This window comes from Lentzea alba (assembly GCF_047445655.1).
In the GTDB taxonomy this organism is placed as follows: Bacteria; Actinomycetota; Actinomycetes; order Mycobacteriales; family Pseudonocardiaceae; genus Lentzea; species Lentzea alba_A.
This window is the reverse complement of record NZ_JAJAEG010000002.1, coordinates 509830-533621: the sequence shown is the minus strand read 5'-3', so window position 1 is coordinate 533621 and position 23792 is coordinate 509830. Positions and strand designations below refer to the sequence as shown.

Sequence of the window (23792 nt, the reverse complement as noted above, 5' to 3'; positions counted from 1 at the left end):
AGCTCCGGGTGAGCTCCCGCAACACCAGACTTTCGGACGGCGACTCGCGGGACCGGGACAAGTACCGTACCTGAGCAAAATTCACATTCGTGTGGAGGTTGCGATGGGTCGTCACGTCCTCGTTTCCGCACTGGTGCTCGCAGCCTGCCTGATACCGGCCGCTCCCGCTGCCGCCGACTCGTCGACGGTGCGGGTGTCGGACTGGATGGGTTCGCTGCCAGGCATCTCCGACATCCCGCTCACCGAGTTGCCGATCCCCGGCACGCACGACTCGGCGACGTCCACGCTGAGCGGCGACTCGCCGTGGTCGCAGGCAGGCCGCAACGACCTCGGCGGCATCGTCGACGTGATCCCGCGCTCGGTGGCCGCGTCGTGGTCCAAAGCCCAGCCCACCGGCGTCGGCCAGCAGCTGCGGGACGGCATCCGCTACCTCGACCTGCGGCTGACGCGCGAGCCGGACGGGTTCGTGTACCTCGAACACGGCCTGCGCGGCCCGCGGGTGGAACAGGTGCTCGCGGAGATCGGCGAGTTCGTGCGCAGCCACCCGCGCGAGGTCGTCCTGCTCGGCCTCAACAGGTACACCGCCTTCGACGACCACGGCCACGCGCAGGTCCGCTCAGCCGTGGTGCGCGAGTTCGGCGGCCGCATCATGCCCTCCTCGATGGGCGCCTCGGTGACGTTGAGCCAGCTGTGGAACCTCGGCCGCAACGTGGTCCTGTTCGACAACTCCAACCGTTTGCTCGACCTGGGCGCGTTCGGCGCGGGCGCGATCGACGCGCCGTGGCCCAACACGATGGACCCCGCCGTCGTGATCAACACGATCCAGCACACCCTGCTCAACCACGACCACAACCGCTTCTCGGCGCTGGGCACGACCCTCACCCCGGACTTCGGCGGGATCGTCAACGGCACCCTCAACGGCGTCACCTCGCTCGCCGACCTGGCCGTGCGCACCAGCCACGCGCCGGTCGCGCACTGGCTCCGAGGCGTCGTGCCCGGCCGCAACGTCAACATCGTGACCACCGACTGGTACACGAACCCGATGTGCGGCACTTCGTTCGTCCGCCTGGTCCTGGCTCGCGTCGATGGCCGCGACTCAGGCACAGCGCCGTGCGACGTGTGGGGCCGAGGTTCTGGGACCTACTGGAGCTGGGGCGACTGGAGCGTCCACACCTGGGCGGACTTCGCCTGGACCCCGATCACCGGTGCGACGCGCTACGAGATCCACCTGGACGGCTTCGCGGGCGGCGGCTGCGTCGTGGACACCAGCCAGCTCTCCGACGTCGCTTCGGTCCGGGTCGACCGGCAGAACCAGGCGTGGGCCGAGTACATCTGCGTGGGCAGCCAGTACGACGTGCGCGTCCGTGCGCTGGTCGGCGGCCAGTGGCAGCCGTGGTCCACTGTGCGCCGCATCCGCCTCTAGAACATATGTTCGAAGATATCCCCAGGGTTGTCCACAGGTTGGGGACAAGAGGCTGTGGACAACCCTGGGTTCATGTGGACAACTGGGCCGCAACGGTGGCGCCGAGCTCCCAGCACGCCTCCAGATCGGCCTTCGACGGCTCCCCGGTGACGAGCACGTGCTGGGCCGCCTTCTCCCAGCCCAACCCGGTCGTAGCCGTCTCCACGCTGCGCACCGCACCTGTCGTGTCGTTGTTGCCGTGCACGTACAACCCGAACGGCCTCGCGCGTGTGGAATCGAGGCACGGGTAGTAGATGGTGTCGAAGAAGTGCTTCAACGCGCCGCTCATGTAGCCGAGGTTGGCGGGCGTCCCCAGCAGGTAGCCGTCGGCCTCCAACACATCCACAGCGGTTGTGGACAACGCGGCTCGCCGGACCAGTTCGACGCCTTCGATCTCGGGCGTGGAGGCGCCGGCGACGACCGCCTCGAACATCGCCTGCAGCGCGGGCGACGGGGTGTGGTGTACGAGCAGCAACCGGGCCATCAGTAGTCCATCTCGTAGTCGCTCATGTTCGGCGGCGTGAGGTCCACGCCGAGCGCCTCCAGATCCTCCGTGGTGACCGTCTGGACCGTCGAGTCCACGAGGCCGAGCAGCTCTTCGACGATGTCTAGGTGCGCCTTGAGCGACAACTGGTTCAGCTCGTAGATCTCGTCCACCTTGGCGAGGACGCCGCTGCCCTCCAGCCTGGTGATGAGCAGACCGGCCTCGCCGAAGTTGCTCATCGGGCCTCGGATGGCCGCGTTCGAGTCGACCGTGCCTTTCAGCATCATCTGCATCGCCCTGTTGGAGTCGAGGTCGACTCCGAAGGCCTTCAGCAGGGCGTCCCGAAGCTTGCCCTGGTGCACCTTCATGTCGTCGCTGAACCTGCCGTAGAACATGTTCAGGCCGCGCCTGCTGTCCGGGTGCGCGTCCAGCACGGCCTGGGCGAGGTCACGCCGCGTGTACTCCATGATCGGCAAGATAGATGACCATGACCCAGGCCTCCTACGACATTGTTGCGGCCACGTACGCCCGCCTCATCCCGGACGCGCACGACGGACGACCCCTCGACGCCGCGATCATGCGGGCGTTCGCCGAACTCGCCGAGAACCCGGTCGGCGACCTCGGCTGCGGCACCGGCCGCATCACCCAGCACCTGCACGAACTCGGCAAGGAAGCGTTCGGCGTCGACCTGTCCGGAGGCATGCTCGACCAGGCGCGCAGGCTCTACCCGCACCTCGACTTCAGCCAGGGCGACATCACGAAGCTCGACCTCGCGGAAGACAGCCTGGGCAGCGCCGTGGTCTGGTACTCCACCGTGCACATGCCGGCCGAAGCCGTGCCGTGGCAGGAGTTCCACCGCGTCGTGAAACCCGGCGGGTACCTGTTGCACGCCTTCAAGCTGGGTGATCAGGTGAGGCACCTCGACAACGCGTACGGCCACGACGTGGATCTCGACATCTACTGGCGCGACATCGACGAGACCGTGAGCAACGCGACCGCGGCCGGGTTCAACGAAGTGGCACGGTTGCAACGTCAGAGGGACGTGGACGAGAAGGGACCGCAGGCGTTCTTGTTGCTCCGCAAACGGAACCCCGCGGCCGGAAGCACGTCCTAAAGGGTGTACACAGGAGGGACCATGAAGACCACCGCCCTTATGACCACCAGTCCTCGTCAGCGTCGCATCACCTGGGGTTTCGGCCTTGCGATCGGCATCGGGATGATCGGGTTCGGGCCCCTCTTCGCGTCGCTGTGGCCGGGGTTCGACCACAGCCCGTGGGACATCAACACGATGTTGCTCGGACTCGGCGTGGGGCTTTGCACGATCGCTTACATCTTCGGGCGGATCGCCGTCGCGGCGGTCACCGAGGGGCGTCGCAACGCGATCGCCCCGCCGACCAGAAGGGCCTACCTCGTGGCCGGCGGGGGTTTCGCCGTTGCCGTGCTCGCGCTGATGTGGGCGCTGGCCTTCCCGGCCTAGCTGACGAGCTCAGTCACCCGTTCCCGCAGTTCAGCCAACCGGGCCTTCGCTGACGCACGGGCGGACTCCAGTCCGTCCGTGACCGGCTCGACCACTTCCAGGTACGCCTTGAGCTTCGGCTCGGTGCCGGACGGGCGCACGATCACGCGCACGCCGTCAGCCGTCCACCGCAGCACGTCGGCGCCCGGAAGCAGGTCTTCCGAGGAGAAGTCCGACGGTGGCTGAGCGCGCAGCCGGGCCATCGTCGCGCCGATCAGCGACAAATCGGTGTACCGCAACGAGACCTGGTCCGTCAGGTGCAGGCCGTGGTCCATCGCGAGCTGGTCGAGCGCGTCGAGCAGCGTGCGACCGGAAGCCTTGAGGCCCGCGGCCAGGTCCGCGGCGACAACGGCGGCCGAGATGCCGTCCTTGTCAGCGACGAAGGCCGGGTCGACGCAGTTGCCGAGCGCTTCCTCGTAGGCGAACACCAGACCTTCGCCCGCGCGCGCCAGCCACTTGAAGCCGGTCAACGTCTCCGCGTACCGCGCACCATGAGCGGAAGCGATCGACTTCAACAGCGACGAGGACACGATCGTCGTTGCCACCAAAGGGTCCGTGGACTCGGTGGTGGACAGCACGAGCGAACCGAGCAGCACGCCCGTCTCGTCACCGCGCAGCATCCGCCACGACGAACCGTCCCGCACACCCAAAGCACATCGATCCGCGTCGGGGTCGAGCGCGATCGCCAGGTCCGCGTCCACCGACGCGGCAAGCGAAAGCAGCTCGTCGGACGCGCCCGGCTCCTCGGGGTTCGGGAACACCACGGTCGGGAAGTCCGGATCCGGCACCGCCTGCGACCGCACCACGTGCACGTCGGTGAAACCCGCACGCCGCAACGCTTCCACGGCGAACGCGCCACCGACGCCGTGCATCGGCGTCAACGCGATCTTCAGCGTTCGCGACGTGCCGCTGGGCAACGACGAGGCGCGCTCCAGGTACTCGTCGACGTCGGCGTCGGAAACGACCGAGTACGAAGGCGAACGCGGCACCGACACAGCCGCCGGAACAGCCTCGATCGCCTTCTCGATCTCCCCGTCCGACGGCGGCACGATCTGCGAACCACCGGCCAGGTAGAGCTTGTAACCGTTGTCCGCGGGCGGGTTGTGCGACGCGGTGATCTGGATCCCCGCCACCGCACCGTGTTTCCGCACCAGGAACGCCAGCACCGGCGTGGGCAACGGCCCTGGCAGCACGCGCACGTCGAAGCCCGCGGCCGCCATCACCTCGGCAGCAGCGGTCGCGAACTCCTCCGAGCCGTGCCGGGCGTCGCGCCCGACGAACACCACACCGGAGGAAGACCCGAGCCACGAAGCCAGCCCGGCGGTCGTGCGCACCACGGTGGCGACGTTCATGCCGTTCGTGCCCGCACGCACCGGTCCGCGCAGCCCGGCCGTGCCGAACGTCAACGGCCCGGCCATGCGGTCGGTCAGATCCTCCAGAGCAGCGGGATCGCCACCCATCGCGCGCGCCAGCACCCCCTGCAGCTCCTCACGGGAGGCCGCGGAGGGATCGTCAGCGATCCACCGGAACGTCGCGTCGCGCAGCGTCGGCGTCAGGCTCATGCCCGGTCCACCAGCTCGCGCAGCAGCGTGCCCATGCGCTGAGCAGCGGCGGCGCCGGCGTCCAGCACCTCCTGGTGGTTCAGCGGCTCACCGGTGATGCCCGCCGCGAGGTTCGTGACCAGCGACAACCCGAACACCTCGACACCCTCGGCACGTGCGGCGATGGCCTCGTGCACGGTCGACATGCCGACCAGGTCCGCACCCAGCGTGCGCAGCATCCGGATCTCGGCCGGCGTCTCGAAGTGCGGGCCGGGAAGCCCCGCGTACACGCCCTCTTCGAGCGACGAGTCGATCTCCTGCGCCAGCTTGCGCAGCCGCGGCGAGTACAGGTCCGTCAGGTCGACGAACCGCGCGCCGACCAGCGGCGACAGCGAGGTCAGGTTGAGGTGGTCGGAGATCAGCACGGGCTGGCCGACGGACATGCCCTGCCGCAGGCCACCGGCGGCGTTGGTCAGGATGATCGTCGACACGCCCGCGGCAGCCGCGGTGCGCACGCCGTGGACGACCTTCTGCACGCCCTTGCCCTCGTAGCCGTGGGTGCGGCCGAGGACGACGAGGATCTTCTTCGAGCCCACCTCGACAGAACGGATGGTGCCGCCGTGGCCGAGCGCGGTCGGCGCCTCGAACCCGGTCAGCTCACCGACACCGATCTCGGTGACCGGCTCGCCGATCACGTCGGCGGCGGGCCGCCAGCCGGAGCCGAGCACGATCGCGATGTCGTGCTTCGCCACGCCGGTGCGGCTCTGGATCTCTTCCGCGGCCTTGCCGGCCAGCTCTTCTGGAGTCACCGCGAGAGCTTAAGCCGTGTCCTGGGGGTCTGTCCGATGAGAGTCGTGTCGGGCGCGGCTATCGCGGACGTGACCCCCAGGACACGGCTTACACCGGGGCGAACGTGGAGGCGATCGCGTCGAACAGCCGGACGCGCGCCTCGTCCTCCTGCTCGGTCGGCACGACGACCTCGATGACCCACAGGTCGTTGCCGTAGGGGAGCACGCGAGAGAAGTGCGACCTCCTCAGCGCTTCGGGTTCGTCGCCCTCCACCGTCTTGTAGATGAACTGGATGCCGTCCTCGCTGCGCGGCCCGTTGAGGTTCGGGGTGAGGATCTTGTCGCCGCCGAAGAACCGGCTCGGCCACCGCGCCTGCACGCTGGCCGTGTACGCGCTGATGTCGCGCCTCGGGTAGAAGTCGGGGAACCGCTGCACCGCGACCTCGTACGCACCGGTCTGCGAGATGAAGTGCACCACCGCGGACGGCGGCATCAGCTTGTCGGCCGCGCGCTGCTCGGTGTACATCTCCCAGCTCTTCTCGACGTTCAGCGTGAACTTCCCGCCCTGGTCGCCGATGGCCGTGGCGGCCGACGCGGTCCGTTGTTCCAGCGTCGCGGACGTGGGCAGCGTGGGCAGCGTCGGCGACACGCTCTGCTCGGCCGGCGGGAGCAGCGAGGCACCCGCCACGAGCCGCGTCATCGCGAACCCTCCTCCGGAGCCCACCACGAACAGCAGGATGGCCGCGACCAGCACGAACGTCGACGCGACCCGTCCCCGTTCGCGCTGCGGCGCGATCGGCTTCGTGATCAGGAACGGCAACGGCCCGGGGTCGTCGGCCAGCGGTGCGTCCGGCTCGATCTTCGGCTTCGGCCGCACGACCACCGGCAGCGGCACGGACTCGCGGACCTCGAACGCGTCCGTGCCGGGCTCGGGCAGCAGCGGGTAGACCTGCTTGCGCACGTCGACGAGCGAAAGCCGTTCGGTGGCGTCCTTCTGCATCAACCCGCTGATCAACGGTGCGAGCCGCCCGGCACCCGCGGGCACCGGCACGTCGCCGTTGATCACGGCGTTGATCGTCTGCATGACGTTCTTGCCCACGTACGGCGGCTCGCCGGCCATCGCGGCCCACATCGTCGCGCCGAGCGACCACCGGTCCGCAGCCTCCGACACGTCACCGCCCTGCGCGACCTCGGGCGCGATGTAGGCGGGGGTGCCGAGCGTGATGCCGCGCGCGGTCATGGTGGCCTCGGCGACGTTGCGCGCGATGCCGAAGTCGGTGAGCTTGACCCGGCCGTCGTCGGAGATCAGCACGTTGCCGGGCTTCACGTCCCGGTGCGTGATGCCCGCCCGGTGCGCCGACGCCAGCGCCGCCGCGATCGCGTCGAGGACCGCAGCGCCCTGCTTCTCGGTGAGGCAGCCCTGCTCCTGCAGCACCTCGCCGAGGCTGCGTGACGGCACCAGCTCCATCACTACGTACGGGTCGCCGTCGTGCTGGACGACGTCATAGAGCGTGACGAGGTTCGGATGCGAGAGCGCGGCGACCGCTCGTGCCTCACGCATGGTCCGTTCACGCAGCTCATCGGCGGCGGCATCCGGCATCCCCGGCGGCCGCAGGATCCCCTTCACCGCGACCTGCCGGCGCAGCACCTCGTCGTGAGCAGCCCAAACCGTGCCCATGGACCCCTGCCCGAGCAGGTGCAGCAGGCGATATCTGGTCGCGATCAAGCGCTCCTCGTCCACGCGACCATTCTTCCTGCAAGACTGGCTGCATCGTTAACGGCGGTGAACCTCACATAGCCGTGTCGGTACTGGTCGGTAACACTGCAACGCATGATGGAGTTGGCCTTGCCCGCCGAATTCCGCCCGAACGAGTTCCCCGCAGCGTCGAGGGAACAATGGCGTGAGCTGGTCGACGCCGTCCTCCGCAAGTCCGGGGCCAGCTACGAATCGCTGGTCACGCGGACGTACGACGGCATCGAGCTGCAGCCGCTCTACACGCTGGACGACGCGCTGCCGCCCTATGCCCTCGCACCGGCGAAACAGGGCTGGGACGTCCGCCAGCGCCACGCCGTGCCCGATCCGGTCGCGCTGATGAACGACCTCGAAGGCGGTGTCACCTCGCTGTGGCTCGCGCTGCCGGCCTCGTCGTTGGAACGCGTGCTGGACGGTGTCTACCTCGACCTCGCGCCGATCGTGCTCGACGGCGACGTCGAGGCCGCACGGACGATGCTGCGGATCTACGACCAGGCGCCGCTGCTGCCTTCCCAGGTCTCCGGCAACCTCGCCCTGACGCCGTTCGGCGAGGCGCTCGACGTCATCAAGCAGGCTCAGCAGTTCCCTGAGCTGCGGACCGTCGTGGTCGACGCGCTGCCGTTCCACGACGCGGGCGGCTCGGACTCCGAGGAGCTGGGCGCGTCTCTGGCGCTGGCCGTCTCCTACCTGCGGGCTCTGACCGACGCGGGACTCGGGGTTTCTGAGGCTTTCGCGCAGCTGGAGTTCCGCTACGCGGCGACCGCCGACCAGTTCATGACCATCGCGAAGCTGCGTGCGGCGCGCCGGCTGTGGGCGCGTGTCGCCGAGGTGTCCGGTGTGGACGTGCCGCAGGTGCAGCACGCGGTGACGTCGTCCGCGATGATGACCCGCCGCGACCCGTGGGTGAACATGCTGCGCACCACCGTGGCGACGCTGGCCGCGGGTCTGGGTGGCGCCGACTCGGTGACGGTGCAGCCGTTCGACGCGGCGATCGGGCTGCCGGACGAGTTCGCCCGCCGGATCGCGCGCAACACGCAGAACCTGCTGCTGGAGGAGTCGCACCTAGGTGAGGTGATCGACCCCGCCGCCGGGTCCTGGTACGTCGAGTCGCTGACGGACTCGTTGGCTTCCCACGCGTGGTCCTGGTTCCAGGAGATCGAACGGGCGGGCGGGTTCTCCGCCGCACGCTCGCTGGTCGCCTCCCGGATCGCCGAGACGTGGGCCGCGCGGTCGGCTCGGCTTGCTGACCGGAGTGACCCGATCACGGGCGTGAGCGAGTTCCCGAACCTCACCGAGAAGCCCGTCGTCCGCGAACCGGCTCCCGAAGTGCCGTCGGGCGACTTGCCGCGAGTCCGGTACGCGCAGGCCTTCGAAGAGCTGCGCGACCTCGCCGACGCCCAGCCCGAACGCCCACAGGTCTTCCTGGCCACCCTCGGCCCGGTCGCCGCCCACACCGCGCGAGCCACCTTCGCCGCGAACCTGTTCAACGCCGGCGGTTTCGCCACCCCGAACGCGGGCCCGACCAAGACCGCCGAGGACGTGGCCGAGAAGTTCAAGGCGTCCGGAGCCAAGGTCGCGGTCCTGTGCGGCAGCGACACCAGCTACGCCGACCAGGCGGTCGCGACCGTCGAAGCGTTGCGCAACGCGGGCGCCGAGCGGGTACTCCTGGCCGGCAAGAAGAGTGAGGCAACAGTCGACGGCTACGTCTACACGGGTTGCCCGGCGCTGGAAATCCTGAACAACACCTTTGAGTTCCTCGCCATCAAAGAATCCAAGGGAGTGGAGCGATGATCCCCAACTTCGCGGACATCGACCTCGGCCCCATCCCGTCGGCCAAGTACGAGACCGACCTCCCGGTCTGGGAGACGCCCGAGGGCATCGCGGTCAAGCCGGTCTACGGTCCATCCGATGTGGACGGTCTGGACTTCCTGCAGACCTACCCCGGCGTGGCGCCGTTCCTGCGCGGCCCGTACCCCACGATGTACGTCAACCAGCCGTGGACCGTCCGCCAGTACGCGGGCTTCTCGACGGCCGAGGAGTCGAACGCCTTCTACCGCCGCAACCTCGCGGCCGGTCAGAAGGGCCTGAGCGTGGCGTTCGACCTGGCAACGCACCGAGGCTACGACTCGGACCACCCTCGCGTGGCCGGTGACGTCGGCATGGCCGGCGTCGCGATCGACTCGATCTACGACATGCGCACGCTGTTCGACGGCATCCCGCTGGACAAGATGTCCGTGTCGATGACGATGAACGGCGCGGTGCTGCCGATCCTGGCGCTCTTCGTGGTCGCGGCGGAGGAGCAGGGGGTGAAGCCGGAGCAGCTCATGGGGACGATCCAGAACGACATCCTCAAGGAGTTCATGGTCCGCAACACCTACATCTACCCGCCGCAGCCGTCGATGCGGATCATCTCCGACATCTTCAGCTACACCTCCGAGCACATGCCGAAGTTCAACTCCATCTCGATCTCCGGCTACCACATGCAGGAGGCGGGGGCGACCGCCGACCTGGAGCTGGCGTACACGCTCGCGGACGGCGTCGAGTACATCCGCGCGGGCAAGGCGGCCGGGCTGGACGTGGACAGGTTCGCGCCGCGACTCAGCTTCTTCTGGGCGATCGGCATGAACTACTTCATGGAGATCGCCAAGATGCGGGCCGCGCGCCTGCTGTGGGCGAAGCTCGTGCAGACGTTCGAGCCGAAGTCCCCCAAGTCCCTGTCCCTGCGGACCCACTGCCAGACGAGCGGGTGGAGCCTCACCGCGCAGGACGTGTTCAACAACGTCGCGCGCACGTGCGTCGAGGCCATGGCGGCGACGCAGGGCCACACGCAGTCGTTGCACACGAACGCACTTGACGAGGCGCTCGCCCTGCCCACCGACTTCTCCGCGCGCATCGCCCGGAACACGCAGCTGCTGCTGCAGCAGGAGTCCGGCACCACGCGCGTGATCGACCCCTGGGGCGGCAGCGCGTACGTCGAGCGGCTCACCAACGAGCTCGCGAAGAAGGCGTGGGAGCACATCACCGAGGTCGAGAAGGCCGGCGGCATGGCCCGCGCGATCGACGAGGGCATCCCCAAGCTGCGCATCGAGGAAGCCGCGGCGAGGACCCAGGCGCGCATCGACTCCGGCCGGCAGCCCGTCATCGGCGTCAACAAGTACCTCGTGGACACCGACGAGCAGATCGAGGTCCTCAAGGTCGACAACGCCGGCGTGCGCGCCCAGCAGCTGGAGAAGCTCCGCCGCCTCAAGGAAGAACGCGACCAGTCCGCAGTGGACAGTGCGCTCGACGCGCTCACGAACGCGGCGAGCGGCGGCGGTAACCTGCTGGAGCTCGCGATCAACGCCGCCCGCAACAAGGCCACGGTCGGCGAGATCTCCGAGTCGCTCGGCAAGGTGTGGGGCCGGCACAGCGCGCAGATCCGCACCATCTCCGGCGTCTACCGGCAGGAGGTCGGCTCTGTGTCCAACGTGGACGCTTGCCGCGAGGTCGTCGAGGCGTTCGCGGCCGAGGAAGGCCGCCGTCCCCGCATCCTGGTCGCCAAGATGGGGCAGGACGGCCACGACCGCGGCCAGAAGGTGATCGCCACGGCGTTCGCGGACCTCGGCTTCGACGTCGACGTCGGCCCGCTGTTCCAGACGCCGGAGGAGGTCGCGCGCCAGGCCGTCGAGGCCGACGTGCACATCGTGGGCGTGTCCTCGCTCGCGGCCGGCCACCTCACGCTGGTGCCCTCGCTTCGCGAAGAGCTCGCCAAGCTCGACCGCCCGGACATCATGATCGTGGTCGGTGGCGTGATCCCGCCGCAGGACTTCGACGAGCTGTACGCGGCGGGCGCCTCGGCGATCTTCCCGCCCGGCACCGTGATCGCGGACGCGGCCAAGGATTTGCTGGTGAAACTCGCAGATCAGCTCGGGCACCATGGCTAGGGTGATCGATGTCGCCGAGTACACGAAGGGCGTCCTCGACGGCAATCGCGGGATGCTCGCCAAGGCGATCACCCTGGTCGAGTCGACGCGTGCGGACCACCGCGCGAAGGCGCAGGAGCTGCTGATCGAGCTGCTGCCCAAGTCGGGCAACGCGGTCCGGGTCGGCATCACCGGCGTGCCCGGCGTGGGCAAGTCGACGTTCATCGACGCGCTCGGCACCATGCTGACCGAGCGGGGCCACCGGGTAGCGGTGCTCGCCGTCGACCCGTCGTCGACCCGCACCGGCGGCAGCATTCTGGGTGACAAGACCCGGATGAGCAGGCTGTCGGTCAACCAGGACGCGTTCATCCGGCCGTCGCCGACGAGCGGCACGCTGGGCGGTGTGGCGCAGGCCACCCGCGAGACGATCGTGCTGGTCGAGGCCGCGGGCTACGACGTGGTGCTGGTCGAGACGGTCGGCGTCGGGCAGTCCGAGGTGGCCGTCGCGAACATGACGGACTGCTCGCTGTTCCTGACGCTGGCGCGCACCGGTGACCAGTTGCAGGGCATCAAGAAGGGCATCCTGGAGCTCGCGGACGTCATCGCGGTCAACAAGGCCGACGGCGAGTTCGAGCTGGACGCCCGCAAGGCCGCGCGTGAGCTGGCCGGGGCGTTGAAGCTCCTGCGCCCGCCGGACGCGTTGTGGCACCCGCCCGTGCTCACGTGTTCGGGTCTCACCGGCACCGGTCTCGAAGAGCTGTGGTCCCGCGTGCTGGAACACCGGTCGACCCTGACCGATGCCGGGGAACTGGACGAACGCCGGCGCCGCCAGCAGGTGGAATGGACCTGGATGATGGTCCACGACGAGCTGTGGCGGCAGGTGCGCGAGAGTGCCGCCGTGCGCGCGTTGACGCCCACTTTGGAGGAGAAAGTCCGATCTGGAGAGCTCACCGCGACGCTTGCGGCAGAGCAGATCCTGAAGGCGTTCCAGTCGGACTCAGGGTGAGCGCGTAACTAGTTTGGGTGACCTTCGATCGTGGTATTCGAGGTAGAGTTCAGGCCATGTCGAGGTTGCTGCTGGCCTGCGTGTTCGCGCTGATGAGCGTCTTCGGGATCGCCGGTGTGGCGAACGCCCAGGAGGACGCGAACGCGCCTGTCGTGGCCGCGCAACAGACGACCGTGAACCCGGCTCCCGACGTGAACTCGCCGCAGGAGCCGTCGCCTGAAGTGCGCGAGGAGACCAAGCGCAAGCTGTGGATCGGCGCGATCGCGCTGGGCCTGTTCGCGCTGGTCTACTACCGCAACAAGAAGCGGTGGGCGAAGTGGCGCAAGGAGCGGGCCGCCAAGAAGGGCTGAGACGTTTCGTCCCAACTGGTGGGACGTAATAGTCAAAATTAAGCGTGCTTCTCGACCATTTGCGTCATCGTTGATCGGTCAGACCGAAACTCGCTCGCCGCTTGGCGCAGCGCTGCGACCGGCCAGCCGGTTGATCATCATCAGCGCGCCGCGTCTCACGGGTGGTGATGCAGGATGGTGGCAAATGGGTACCGACTTGAAGATCAGCACACGCTCGACCGTCGAGCGGTACTCCGACGCGCTGCTGGACCTGTCGCACTCGATCCACGCCGAGCCTGAGCTGGCCTTCGAGGAGCACCGCAGCGTCGAGAAGATCACCTCCCTGCTCGCCCGCGAGGGTTTCAAGATCGACCGCGGGGTGGCGGACCTCGACACCGCGTTCGTCGCGACGTTCGGCGACGGCGAGCTGGTGCTGGGACTTTGTGCCGAATATGACGCGCTGCCCGAGGTCGGACACGCGTGCGGGCACAACGTCATCGCCGCTGCTTCCGTCGGTACCGCGCTCGCGCTGCGTGACCTCGCAGACCGACTGGGTATCACCGTCAAGGTGATCGGAACTCCAGCGGAAGAGGTCGGCGGCGGCAAGGTGCTCATGCTGGAGCGAGGCGTGTTCGACGACGTCTCGTTCTCGATGATGGTGCACCCGGCGCCGTACGAGTCGTGTGCCGCGCGTTCGCTCGCCATCACGGACCTCGAGGTGCATTACAGGGGCAGGCCGTCACACGCGGCCGCCGCCCCGCACCTGGGCATCAACGCCGGAGACGCGGTGACCGTCGCGCAGATCTCGATCAGTCTGCTGCGGCAGCACCTCGAGCCGGGCCAGATGGTGACGGGCATCGTCACCAACGGCGGCACCGTGCCGAACGTAATACCCGCCCGCGCGTCGGCGATGTTCGATGTGAGGGCGGAGAACTTGGAATCGTTGCAGCGACTGGAGAACCGGATCCGGGACTGCTTCCAGGCCGGCGCGCTCGCGACCGGCTGCACCCATGAGGTCGTGCAGGTCTCACCGATCTACGCCGAGCTGACTCCCGATTCGTGGCTGGCGGACGCCTACCGGCGTGCGGCCACCGAGCTGGGACGACGTCCGCTTTCGCCGGAGCAAGAGCAGCGAGAGAAGATCGGGAGCACCGACATGGGCAACGTCACAAGAGTGTTGCCCGCTATCCACCCGACCATTGCCATTGACTGCGGAGACGCGGTGAACCACCAACAAGAGTTCGCGACCGCCTGTGCCTCGGCGTCGGCAGACCGTGCGTTGCTCGAAGGAGCTATCGCCATGGCCTGGACGACGATCGCGACAGCCACCGATTCCCAGCAGCGCGCACGGCTGCTGGCCCGCGGAGGGGCGGCATGACGGTTCTGGACTCACGACCTTCCGGCTCCTCCGTGAAAACCACCCCTGAGATGCTCGTCGACCCCACCGGGGTGAGCATGTCTCCTGTGGATGATCTGGGAGAGGGCCGCGGCCCCGCCTGGCTCGACGACTGGCTGAAGGCGCACGCCTCCGACATCGTCGCCTGGCGGCGCCACATCCACGCGAACCCGGAGCTGTCCCGGCGCGAGTACAACACCACCGAGCTCGTGGCGAAGCTGCTGCGCGAGGTCGGCCTCAAGCCACGGGTGCTGCCCGGCGGTACCGGCCTGATCTGCGACGTCGGCAACGGCCCCCGCTGCGTGGCCCTGCGCGCCGACATGGACGCCTTGCCGCTGACCGAGAACACCGGCCACCCGTACTCGTCCACTGTGGACGGTGTGTCGCACGCGTGCGGTCACGACGCCCACACGACGGTCCTCATCGGCACCGCACTCGCACTGGCCTCGGCCACCGAGCTGCCGGGCCGAGTCCGGCTGGTCTTCCAGCCGGCCGAGGAGGTCATGCCGGGCGGCGCGCTCGACGTGCTGGCGGCAGGCGGCCTCGACGGCGTGGAGCGGATCTTCGGCCTGCACTGCGACCCGCGCCTGCAGGTAGGCCGCATCGGCACGCGCATCGGCGCCATCACGTCGGCCTCCGACCTGCTGGAGCTGCGCCTGAACTCGCCAGGCGGCCACACCTCGCGCCCGCACCTGACCGCGGACCTGGTCCACGCCCTGGGCACCGTCATCACCGGCCTGCCGACGATGCTGTCCCGCCGCGTGGACCCGCGCTCCGGCACCGTCCTGGTGTGGGGCGCCGTCCACGCGGGCGAGGCGCCGAACGCCGTCCCGCAGGACGGCCTGCTGCGCGGCACCCTGCGCACCGGCGACCGCGACATCTGGGCTGAACTCGAACCGCTGGTCAAGGACCTGGTCACGGGCCTCTTGGCGCCCACGGGCGTCGGCTTCGACCTGCACCACCGCCGCGGCGTGCCCCCGGTCGTGAACGAGCGCGAGTCGACCCAGATCCTGCGCGCCGGCATCGAGGCCGCCCTGGGCGACGACGCCCTGGCCGGCACCGAGCAGTCCTCCGGCGGCGAGGACTTCGGCTGGTACCTGGAGCACGTCCCGGGCTCGTTCGCGCGCCTCGGCGTGTGGAACGGCCAGGAGAAGCAGCGCGACCTGCACCAGCCGACGTTCGACCTGGACGAGCGCGCCCTGCTGGTGGGCGTGCGCGTCATGGTCCACACGGCGCTGGCCGCACTGGCCTGAGATCTGCGATGAGCCCCCTGGGACCGTCTCCCAGGGGGCTCACGCATGTTCAGAACAACACCGGCTCCACACGAGCCGTGTCGTACCGCGTGCGCCACGAGTGCGCCTTGTGCATCGTGGCGTCGGGGTTGGCGCGATCGGACGTGTAGAACCAGTCCATCCGCACCTCCTCCGGCGTCACCTCCAGCACCGAAACCCCGTGCGAATCCAGCTCCACGAACTTCACGTGCGGGTTGTGAGCCATGATCGCCGCCTCCAACGCCAACGACCCGGTGCGCGGCGGCACCTTCAGGAACTCGTCGAAGTTGTCCGACGTGACCGACGTGGTGATGTACTCCGTAGCCACACCCAACGCATCCACCGCCCACGACGAGTGGATGTCCCCGGTGAGGAACACCGCGTTCTTCTCGCCGGCCCGCTCCAACGCCCGCACCACGAACTCCCGATCAGCGGGAAACCCGTCCCACTGGTCGACGTTCTTCGACGGGAACAACGGGTTCGGCGGAATCGCCAGCGGACTGAACATCACCGACGTACCGATCAACCGCCACCGCGCGGTCCCGTCGCAGATCCCACGAGCCAGCCAGTCCCGCTGCCGCACGCCCATGATCGTCTCCGGCGTCCGGTGCGACCGCAGGTCCAGCATCGTCAGATCCAGCAACGACCCGTACCTCAACCGCCGGAAGATCAGCCCTTCCCGGATCGGCATCCACTCGAAGTAGGCCTGGGTCGCCGCAGCCAGACGCACCGCCCACGGCCCCTCGGTGGCAGGGTCGTGCCCGATCGCACCAAGAGCCGACGAGTTGTCAGCAGATTCGTTGTCGTCCCAGGTCGCGATCATCGGATGAGCAGCGTGCAGACGTTGCAGATGCGGGTCGGTCTTGTAGAGCGCGTGCCGGGTTCGGTAGTCCTGCAACGTGATCAGCTCGTGCGGCGGCACGGCGTCACGCACGACAGGTTGGTAGTGCGGGTAGATGTAGTCACCGAGGTGGATCACCGCGTCGAGGTCGGAGCGATCCGCCAGGTAGCCGTACGGGACGAAGTGGCCGGCCATCCAGTTCGAGCACGACACCACGCCGAACCGCGCGGCAGAGCAGTCGACCGGTGCGGTCTTGGTGCGCCCCACCGGTGACACGACGCCGTCGGCCCGGAACCGGTACCAGTACCGCGTTCCCGGCCGCAGCCCGTGCACCTCCACCTTCACCGTGTAGTCGCGGTGCGCACCGGTGGACACCCGGCCACGGCGCGCGATCTTCGTGAACTCCGCGTCGCCGGAGACCTCCCACTCCACCGGCGACGAAGTCACGACACGGGTCCACAGCAGGACCCCGTCCGGCAACGGGTCGCCGGACGCGACACCGTGCTCGAACACAGGAACGGCCGCGTTGGCGGTACCGACGGAGGTACCGGCCACCGCGGCCGTTGCGATCAAAAACGTTCGACGATCAACCCCAGACATGCCATCCAGCATGCCGGGGGTCGCTCACACTCAGCTCACCGGTTCGATCAGCTGGGCTCGTGCTTCGGGAGCGGCGGCGCGCACGGCGTCCGCGGCCTGGTCGTCCGGCTGGGTCTGGGACGCGCGTTCGGCCTCGACCCGCGTGTTGTAGACCTCGACCTCGCGCTTGATCGCGTCCTCGTCCCACCCGAGCACCGGCGCGATCAGCCGCGCCACCGCCTCCGCCGAGTCGACGCCGCGGTGCGCGTACTCGATGGAGATGCGCGTCCGCCTGGTCAGCACGTCCTCGAGGTGCATCGCGCCCTCGTGCGAGGCCGCGTACACCGCTTCGACCTGCAGATAGTCCGGAGACGCGGGGATCGGCTTCAACAACTCAGGGTTGTCCACGGCCAGTGACAACACCTCGTGCACCAACGAGCCGTAGCGGTCCAGCAGGTGCCGCACGCGATACGGGTGCAGGCCGTGCTTGGCCGCCAGCTGATCGGCCTGGTTCACCAGCGCGTGGTAGCCGTCCGCGCCGACCAGCGGCACCTTGTCCGTGATGGACGGCTGGATCCGGCCGGGCAGGTCGACGTGCGCCGCGTCTACGGCGTCCGCACCCATCACCCGGTACGTCGTGTACTTGCCGCCCGCGATCGCCACGAGTCCGGGGGAGACTCGAGCGACGGCGTGTTCACGCGAAAGCTTTGAGGTCGAATCGGATTCGCCTGCCAGCAAAGGCCGCAGACCGGCGTAGACGCCCTCGATGTCGTCGTGCGTCAACGGGGTCGCGAGCACCGAGTTGACGTGTTCGAGGATGTAGTCGATGTCGTGCTTGGTCGCCGCCGGGTGCGCCAGGTCGAGGTTCCAGTCGGTGTCCGTGGTGCCGACGATCCAGTGGTTGCGCCACGGGATCACGAACAGCACGGACTTCTCGGTGCGCAGGATCATCCCGGACTCCGCCACGATCCGGTCGCGCGGCACCACGATGTGGACGCCCTTCGACGCCCGCACGCGGAACCGGCCGCGCGAGCCCGAAAGCCGCTGCAGCTCGTCCGTCCACACGCCCGTCGCGTTGATCACCGCGTGCGCCCGCACGTCGACCTCGCGACCGTCCTCGACGTCGCGAACGCGCACGCCGGACACGCGGTCCGCCTCGCGCAGGAACCCGACCACCTGCGTCGAAGTCCGCACGACGGCGCCGTAGTGCGCGGCGGTGCGGCCGACCATCATCGTGTGCCGGGCGTCGTCGGCCTGGGCGTCGTAGTAGCGGATGCCGCCGATCAACGCATCGCGCTTCAACGCGGGAACCAGCCGGAGCGCACCCGCTCGGGTGAGGTGTTTCTGCCCCGGCACGGACCGGGCGCCGCCCATCGTGTCGTAGAGGAACAGGCCGGCCGCCGTGTACGGGCGCTCCCAGATCCGGTTCGAGAGCGGGTAGAGGAAGCTCACCGGCTTCACCAGGTGGGGCGCGATCCGGTTCAGCATCAGCTCGCGCTCGCGCAGTGCCTCGCGGACCAGACCGAACTCCAGCTGCTCCAGGTAGCGCAGGCCTCCGTGGAAGAGCTTGGAGGACCGGCTGGACGTGCCGGACGCCAGGTCACGGGCCTCGACGAGCGCCACCCGCAGGCCGCGCGTCGCGGCGTCCAACGCCGCGCCGACGCCGACGACACCACCGCCGATCACGACGACGTCGAACGTGTCCGCCCCCAGCCGTTGCCACGAGTCCTCGCGCTCGGCCGGCCCGAGCCTGCCCGTGATCGGAGGTTCGGCATGGGTTTGCGGTGCTGGAGCTGCGTTCTTGCGCGTGGCCACGACAGACGCCTCCCTGTGACGACTCGCGGATCACGTTACCTGCAGCAACGCCCCTTCGCCCATGGGCGCGACGCCCAGATGCTTACGGCCTAAAAATGGCCTGACCACAGGTACTTGGCGTAGACAACTGATCAGCACGGTAATAGCGTCCGAGCACGTTGTGGGCGGGCGGCGCGGCCTGACCTCCTGGGTTTGCGCTCCCTCCTTGCCGCAAACGAAGGAGGTCGACGGTGGGCAGTGCAGGCTCGATCTTCGTTTGGGAGATGCTGGGGACCGCGGTCCTCATCCTCCTGGGCACCGGTGTGGTCGCGAACCAGGTGCTCAAGAACACTCTCGGCAACAGCACCGGGTTCCTGTTCGTCAACGTCGGCTGGGCCTTCGCCGTCTTCACCGGTGCGAGCATCGCCGACCCGAGCGGGGCGCACCTCAACCCCGCCGTGACGCTCGGCCTGGCGATCGCGGACAAGACCCCGTGGGGGAATGTGCCCGTTTACGTGCTCGGGCAGATGGTCGGCGCCATCATCGGCGCGATGCTCTGCTGGGCGACGTACAAGCTGCAGTTCGACACGCACGACGAGCCGCAGAACACGCTGGGGATCTTCTCCACCGGACCGACCGTGCCGAACAAGCCCTGGAACCTGGTTTCCGAGGTCATCGGCACCTTCGTGCTCGTCGCGTGGATCCTGCTGTCGCCGGGAGCCAAGGTGGGGGCCGACGGCGCGGTGCCGACGTTCGGCAACTCGGCCCTCGGGTACGCCGCCGTGGCGTTCGTCGTCCTGGTGATCGGTACCTCGCTCGGTGGCCCGACGGGCTACGCCATCAACCCGGCGCGCGACCTCGGTCCGCGCATCGCGTACGCGTTCCTCATGCCCATCCGCAACAAGGGCAACGCGAACTGGGGCTATTCGTGGGTTCCCGTAGTGGGCCCGCTCGTGGGTGGCGCTCTGGCGGCGTTGCTCTACCTGGTTCTCCCGGTCTGAAAGGACTTCTCGCATGACGCAGTACGTGGCCGCGATCGACCAGGGCACCACGTCGACCCGTTGCATGATCTTCGACCACTCGGGTCGGGTGGTGTCGGTCGACCAGAAGGAGCACGAGCAGATCTTCCCGAAGGCGGGCTGGGTCGAGCACGACCCGATGGAGGTCTGGCAGAACACCCGCCAGGTCGCCGCGGGCGCGCTCGCGAAGGCCGATCTGTCCACTTCGGACANTCGGTCGACCAGAAGGAGCACGAGCAGATCTTCCCGAAGGCGGGCTGGGTCGAGCACGACCCGATGGAGGTCTGGCAGAACACCCGCCAGGTCGCCGCGGGCGCGCTCGCGAAGGCCGATCTGTCCACTTCGGACATCGCCGCCGTCGGCATCACCAACCAGCGCGAGACCGCGGTGGTGTGGGACAAGAACACCGGCGCCCCCGTCTACAACGCCATCGTGTGGCAGGACACCCGCACCGACAAGATCGTTCAGGAGCTGGGCGCGCTGGGTGGCGGGCAGGAGCGCTACCGGGCCAAGGTCGGTCTGCCGCTCGCGACCTACTTCTCCGGCCCCAAGATCCGCTGGATCCTCGACAACGTCGAAGGCGCGCGCGAACGCGCCGAAGCCGGTGACCTGCTGTTCGGGAACATGGACACGTGGGTGCTGTGGAACATGACCGGCGGCACCGACGGCGGCGTGCACGTCACCGACCCGACGAACGCGTCGCGCACCATGCTGATGGACCTCGACACGCTGCAGTGGGACTCCTCGATCGCCGACGACATGGGCATTCCGATGTCGATGCTCCCGGAGATCCGGTCGTCGTCCGAGGTCTACGGCCAGGTGCGCGAGCGCGGTGCGCTGGCCGGCGTGCCGATCGCCGGAATCCTCGGCGACCAGCAGGCGGCGACGTTCGGCCAGGCCTGCCTGTCGCCCGGTGAGGCCAAGAACACTTACGGCACCGGCAACTTCATGCTGCTCAACACCGGCACGGAGAAGGTGATGAGCGAGAACGGGCTGCTCACCACCGTCTGCTACAAGATCGGCGAGAACGCGGCCGTCTACGCGCTGGAAGGCTCCATCGCGGTCACCGGCTCGCTGGTGCAGTGGCTGCGCGACAACCTCGGCATGATCTCGACTGCCGCTGAGATCGAGGAGCACGCGCGTTCGGTGGAGGACAACGGTGGCGCGTACTTCGTGCCGGCGTTCTCGGGTCTGTTCGCGCCGTACTGGCGTTCCGACGCCCGTGGCGCGATCGTCGGCCTGACCCGGTTCGTCAACAAGGGCCACCTGGCGCGTGCCGTGCTGGAGGCGACCGCCTTCCAGACGCGCGAGGTGCTCGACGCGATGAACGCCGACTCGGGCGTCGACCTGACGGCGTTGAAGGTCGACGGCGGCATGGTCGTGAACGAGCTGTTGATGCAGTTCCAGGCGGACATCCTCGGCGTGCCGGTGATCCGGCCGGTCGTCGCCGAGACGACCGCACTGGGCGCTGCCTACGCGGCCGGTCTCGCGGTCGGGTTCTGGAAGACGGAGGACGACATCCGCGAGAACTGGGCCCAGGACAAGAGGTGGGAACCGGCGATGGACGAGGACCGCCGCACGTCCGAGTACGCGAACTGGAAGAAGGCCGTCACGAAGACCTTCGACTGGGTCGAGGACTGAGTCACTGAGCAGGGGCTGTGTTGACTCCTGGGAAACCGGCCTCTGCCTCGTCCTGATCGGGCTTCGCCGAATCAGGACGAGGCAGAGGCGTGCACGATCACGTTGTCGCGGGTGCCACAACTGATCAGCCGCAGCCCCTGCTCGTCCTTGTCCCTCGCGACGGCCTCCGCGAAGAAGTCGTCGCGGATGATCCTCTCGGTGCGCGACACCGTGAAGCGGGCGACCGAACCGTCCTTCTTGGACACTTCGATCGTGTCGCCCTGCTGCAGGTCGTTCAGCCGGTAGAACACGCCTCTGGCCTTGTTGCTCTCGATCCGGCCGACGATGATCCACTGCTTCGGATGCGTTTGGTACCAACCGGCCTGCATGCCCTCGTTGGCCGGCGGCATCTCGACGACGCCCTGCGGGTCGAGGCCGAGCGCGATCAACGACGACCGCATGCCGACCCGTTCGATGCGCAGTTCCATCGGATCGGAGGTGCCGAGCGGCGAGACCACCGGCGGCGGAGCGCTGTCGCTGCTCGTCGCCGCCGATGGCTTCGGTGCCGGGCCCTGGGAGCAGGCAGTGGCCAGCGCCACACACAGCACCGCGATCAAGACACGAGTCCCCACGGAGTTATTGACGCACATCCGGTGGCCTCGTTGCTCGTCCAATCAAGACGGTTCGGCAACGTTCATCGCGAGGCCGTGCCGCCGCCTCCCGTGTCCGGTGCTCCCTTCGGCTTGACGATCGGCGGTTTGCGGCCAGGTGGGGTCGGTGCGGGAGGCGTCGTGGTGGTGGTCGGTGGCACCTTGATCGTGAACTTGTTCACCACCGAGCCTGTGAGGCACTTGATGATCGCCTCGTAGCTGCCAGGCTTGTCGACAGCCGTGGTCTTGCCGGTGAGCGGCCAGTTGTCCGGGCCGCCCTGCGTGAGTTCGGCAGGAGCGGTGAACCCGTCCGAGGTCGCGCCGCCGTACGTCCCGCACTTGTAGCCGCGGGCGAGGTGGATGTTGATGGTCTCGCCGGGCCCGTACTCGGCCTTGTCGAGGAACGGATCGGTCCGTGTCGACTGGGCGCTGGCGATCGGCGCCAGTGCGAGAGCCGTGCCGATGACCGCAAGTGCGGCCACCGGTCTCCTGATACCCCTCATGGTTCTTCCCCTCAGATCAGGCGGTTCCGCCGCCGCCGGTTTCCGGAGCGCCCTTCGGCTTGACGATGGGAGGCTTGGGACCGAGACCGGGCGGTGGTGTGGCTGCCTTCGGCTTGATCGTGAACGTGTTCACGACCGAGTCCTGGAGACAACGGATCTTCGCCTCGTAGGTGCCGGGCTTGTCGACGGCGGTGGCCCGGCCCCTCAGGTCGTAGCCGGTGCTGGTGCCGCCCGGGGTGAGCGCGGCCGGTTCGGTGAAGCCTTCCGAGTGCGCCAGTTTGTCCAGGCCGCACTTGTAGCCGCGGTCGAGGTGGATGGTGATCGTCTCGCCGGGCGCGTACTCGGCCTTGTCCAGGAACGGGTCGGTGCGCGGCTTCGGCTCGGTGAGCTGGAACGTCACCGTGCCGGCTTTGGTGGTGTCCTTGCACTTCAGTGTGGCGGTGTAGGTGCCGCCGATCTTGCCGAACGTGCCGCGCATCGAGATGAGCTGGACCGGTGTCCAGAAGCCGCCGTTCGACTCGACGGACGCCGGCCCGCCAGGACACGTGCCCTCCTCGACGATGACGCCGAACGAGGTGAAGGTCTTGAAGCTGTTGGGGCCCAGTGCGCTTTCGCTTTCCAGCGTGAACTTCGGCGTGACTTCCTGCGCACTCGCGGCCGGCGTCAACGCGAGCGTGGTGCCGATCGCGGCGAGCGCTGCCAGTGTTCTCCCGGTCCTCCTCATGGGTTTCTCCCCTCAGACGAGCGTTGCGTACACGATGATGTTGTCCCGGTAGCTGCGTGCGGCCTGGTCGTAGCTGCCCCCGCAGGTGATCAGCCGCAGCTCGGGTTCGGTGGTGTCGCCGTAGACGGCCTCGGTCGGGAAGACGTTCTTGGCGATCTGCTCGGTCCTGGTCACGCGGAACCGGGCCGTGGTGCCGTCCTTTCTGGACACCTCGACCTCGTCGCCTTCTACGAGTTCCTTGAGACGAAAGAAGATTCCGGGCTGTTTGTTGCCGTCGACGTGGCCGAGCAGCACGGCCGGACCTGCCTCGCCGGGCGTGCGGGCGAGCTTGTACCAACCGGCCTGCATCGGTTGCTCGACCGGGGGGACCTCGACCGTTTCGTCGGGGTTGAGGCCCAGCGGGATCAACGACGACTTCGCGCCGATCTTCGGGATGCGCAGCTCGGTCGGTTCCGACGCCGACAGTCCTCTGTCCTCAGTGGACGGCGGCGGGGTCGAGGTGCTCGGGGCCGGTGCGGTGGGCAGGACGGCTTCCGGTTGCGCGCCGCAGCCGCTCAGCAGCGCGAGGGCCACCAGTACCGCGGACAGCATGCGTCGAACCATGCCCCGAACAC

General features: G+C 68.4%; 21 protein-coding genes and 1 pseudogene. 11 read left to right on the top strand and 11 right to left on the bottom strand.

All coding sequences use genetic code 11. The annotated features are described in order from the left end of the window. Positions 1–103: 103 nt before the first annotated feature. Positions 104–1423 (top strand): hypothetical protein, encoded by a 1320-nt coding sequence (locus LFM09_RS05520; protein ID WP_414095147.1) that lies wholly within the window; start codon positions 104–106, stop codon positions 1421–1423. A 70-nt stretch (positions 1424–1493) separates the two neighbouring features. Here the strand turns inward: LFM09_RS05520 and LFM09_RS05515 are convergent, their stop codons facing one another. Both LFM09_RS05515 and LFM09_RS05510 read right to left on the bottom strand, forming a co-directional pair. Beyond that, on the bottom strand, positions 1494–1946 hold the full coding sequence (locus LFM09_RS05515) for a flavodoxin family protein (RefSeq protein ID WP_414095146.1): 453 nt from the start codon (positions 1944–1946) through the stop codon (positions 1494–1496). After that, on the bottom strand, positions 1946–2413 hold the full coding sequence (locus LFM09_RS05510) for a hypothetical protein (protein WP_414095145.1): 468 nt from the start codon (positions 2411–2413) through the stop codon (positions 1946–1948). Before LFM09_RS05510 ends, LFM09_RS05515 begins: the two co-directional genes overlap by 1 nt. A 20-nt stretch (positions 2414–2433) precedes the next feature. Between LFM09_RS05510 and LFM09_RS05505 the strand changes: the two genes are divergently transcribed. Together LFM09_RS05505 and LFM09_RS05500 are read left to right on the top strand one after the other, a co-directional pair. Then, the gene (locus LFM09_RS05505) at positions 2434–3060 is read left to right on the top strand and encodes a class I SAM-dependent methyltransferase (RefSeq protein WP_414095144.1); all 627 of its coding nucleotides are present in this window, start codon (positions 2434–2436) and stop codon (positions 3058–3060) included. Between the two features lie 21 nt (positions 3061–3081). Next, a complete protein-coding gene (locus tag LFM09_RS05500; protein WP_414095143.1) occupies positions 3082–3423 on the top strand; it encodes a hypothetical protein in 342 nt (113 codons plus the stop codon). Here the strand turns inward: LFM09_RS05500 and LFM09_RS05495 are convergent. The 3 genes from LFM09_RS05495 to LFM09_RS05485 form a co-directional block, all read right to left on the bottom strand. Beyond that, entirely contained in the window at positions 3420–5024 is a 1605-nt protein-coding gene (locus tag LFM09_RS05495; RefSeq protein ID WP_414095142.1) for a phospho-sugar mutase, read from the bottom strand. The two genes, LFM09_RS05500 and LFM09_RS05495, sit on opposite strands and share 4 nt — an antisense overlap. Beyond that, on the bottom strand, positions 5021–5812 hold the full coding sequence (locus tag LFM09_RS05490; RefSeq protein WP_414095141.1) for a purine-nucleoside phosphorylase: 792 nt from the start codon (positions 5810–5812) through the stop codon (positions 5021–5023). Before LFM09_RS05490 ends, LFM09_RS05495 begins: the two co-directional genes overlap by 4 nt. A gap of 88 nt (positions 5813–5900) precedes the next feature. After that, entirely contained in the window at positions 5901–7532 is a 1632-nt protein-coding gene (locus tag LFM09_RS05485) for a serine/threonine-protein kinase (protein ID WP_414095140.1), read from the bottom strand. 90 nt (positions 7533–7622) lie between these two features. Between LFM09_RS05485 and LFM09_RS05480 the strand changes: the two genes are divergently transcribed. The 6 genes from LFM09_RS05480 (at position 7623) to LFM09_RS05455 (ending at position 15430) form a co-directional block, all read left to right on the top strand. Beyond that, complete coding sequence (locus tag LFM09_RS05480) at positions 7623–9335, top strand: methylmalonyl-CoA mutase family protein (RefSeq protein ID WP_414095139.1); 1713 nt, start codon at positions 7623–7625, stop codon at positions 9333–9335. After that, positions 9332–11467, top strand: a complete 2136-nt coding sequence (scpA, locus tag LFM09_RS05475; RefSeq protein ID WP_414095138.1) for a methylmalonyl-CoA mutase — start codon at positions 9332–9334, stop codon at positions 11465–11467. Before LFM09_RS05480 ends, scpA begins: the two co-directional genes overlap by 4 nt. Beyond that, positions 11460–12452, top strand: a complete 993-nt coding sequence (meaB, locus tag LFM09_RS05470; RefSeq protein ID WP_414095137.1) for a methylmalonyl Co-A mutase-associated GTPase MeaB — start codon at positions 11460–11462, stop codon at positions 12450–12452. Before scpA ends, meaB begins: the two co-directional genes overlap by 8 nt. Before the next feature lie 56 nt (positions 12453–12508). After that, positions 12509–12802, top strand: a complete 294-nt coding sequence (locus tag LFM09_RS05465; protein WP_414095136.1) for a hypothetical protein — start codon at positions 12509–12511, stop codon at positions 12800–12802. A gap of 184 nt (positions 12803–12986) precedes the next feature. Further along, on the top strand, positions 12987–14159 hold the full coding sequence (locus tag LFM09_RS05460) for a M20 family metallopeptidase (protein WP_414095135.1): 1173 nt from the start codon (positions 12987–12989) through the stop codon (positions 14157–14159). Beyond that, positions 14156–15430, top strand: coding sequence for a M20 family metallopeptidase (locus LFM09_RS05455; protein WP_414095134.1), 1275 nt, complete (start codon positions 14156–14158; stop codon positions 15428–15430). Before LFM09_RS05460 ends, LFM09_RS05455 begins: the two co-directional genes overlap by 4 nt. Positions 15431–15479: 49 nt before the next feature. On the opposite strand, the gene LFM09_RS05450 is transcribed toward LFM09_RS05455, so the two are convergent. After that, entirely contained in the window at positions 15480–16889 is a 1410-nt protein-coding gene (locus LFM09_RS05450; RefSeq protein ID WP_414095133.1) for an alkaline phosphatase D family protein, read from the bottom strand. Positions 16890–16919: 30 nt separating this feature from the next. Continuing rightward, positions 16920–18629 (bottom strand): glycerol-3-phosphate dehydrogenase/oxidase, encoded by a 1710-nt coding sequence (locus LFM09_RS05445; RefSeq protein ID WP_414095166.1) that lies wholly within the window; start codon positions 18627–18629, stop codon positions 16920–16922. A gap of 317 nt (positions 18630–18946) precedes the next feature. Here LFM09_RS05445 and LFM09_RS05440 point away from each other — a divergent pair, with 317 nt between their 5' ends. Both LFM09_RS05440 and glpK read left to right on the top strand, forming a co-directional pair. Next, positions 18947–19663 (top strand): MIP/aquaporin family protein, encoded by a 717-nt coding sequence (locus tag LFM09_RS05440; protein ID WP_414095165.1) that lies wholly within the window; start codon positions 18947–18949, stop codon positions 19661–19663. A 13-nt stretch (positions 19664–19676) separates the two neighbouring features. Continuing rightward, positions 19677–21322: pseudogene (glpK, locus tag LFM09_RS05435) on the top strand (glycerol kinase GlpK). A gap of 71 nt (positions 21323–21393) precedes the next feature. Here the strand turns inward: glpK and LFM09_RS05430 are convergent. The 4 genes from LFM09_RS05430 to LFM09_RS05415 all read right to left on the bottom strand — a co-directional run bounded on the left by LFM09_RS05430 (position 21394) and on the right by LFM09_RS05415 (position 23769). After that, positions 21394–21933 carry a sortase domain-bontaining protein gene (locus tag LFM09_RS05430; protein WP_414095132.1) on the bottom strand — a complete coding sequence of 180 codons (540 nt, stop codon included), beginning with the start codon at positions 21931–21933 and terminating at the stop codon, positions 21394–21396. Between the two features lie 62 nt (positions 21934–21995). Further along, a complete protein-coding gene (locus tag LFM09_RS05425; RefSeq protein ID WP_414095131.1) occupies positions 21996–22433 on the bottom strand; it encodes a hypothetical protein in 438 nt (145 codons plus the stop codon). 37 nt (positions 22434–22470) lie between these two features. Continuing rightward, positions 22471–23178 (bottom strand): hypothetical protein, encoded by a 708-nt coding sequence (locus LFM09_RS05420; protein ID WP_414095130.1) that lies wholly within the window; start codon positions 23176–23178, stop codon positions 22471–22473. 12 nt (positions 23179–23190) lie between these two features. Beyond that, on the bottom strand, positions 23191–23769 hold the full coding sequence (locus LFM09_RS05415) for a class F sortase (RefSeq protein ID WP_414095129.1): 579 nt from the start codon (positions 23767–23769) through the stop codon (positions 23191–23193). Positions 23770–23792 lie beyond the last annotated feature (23 nt).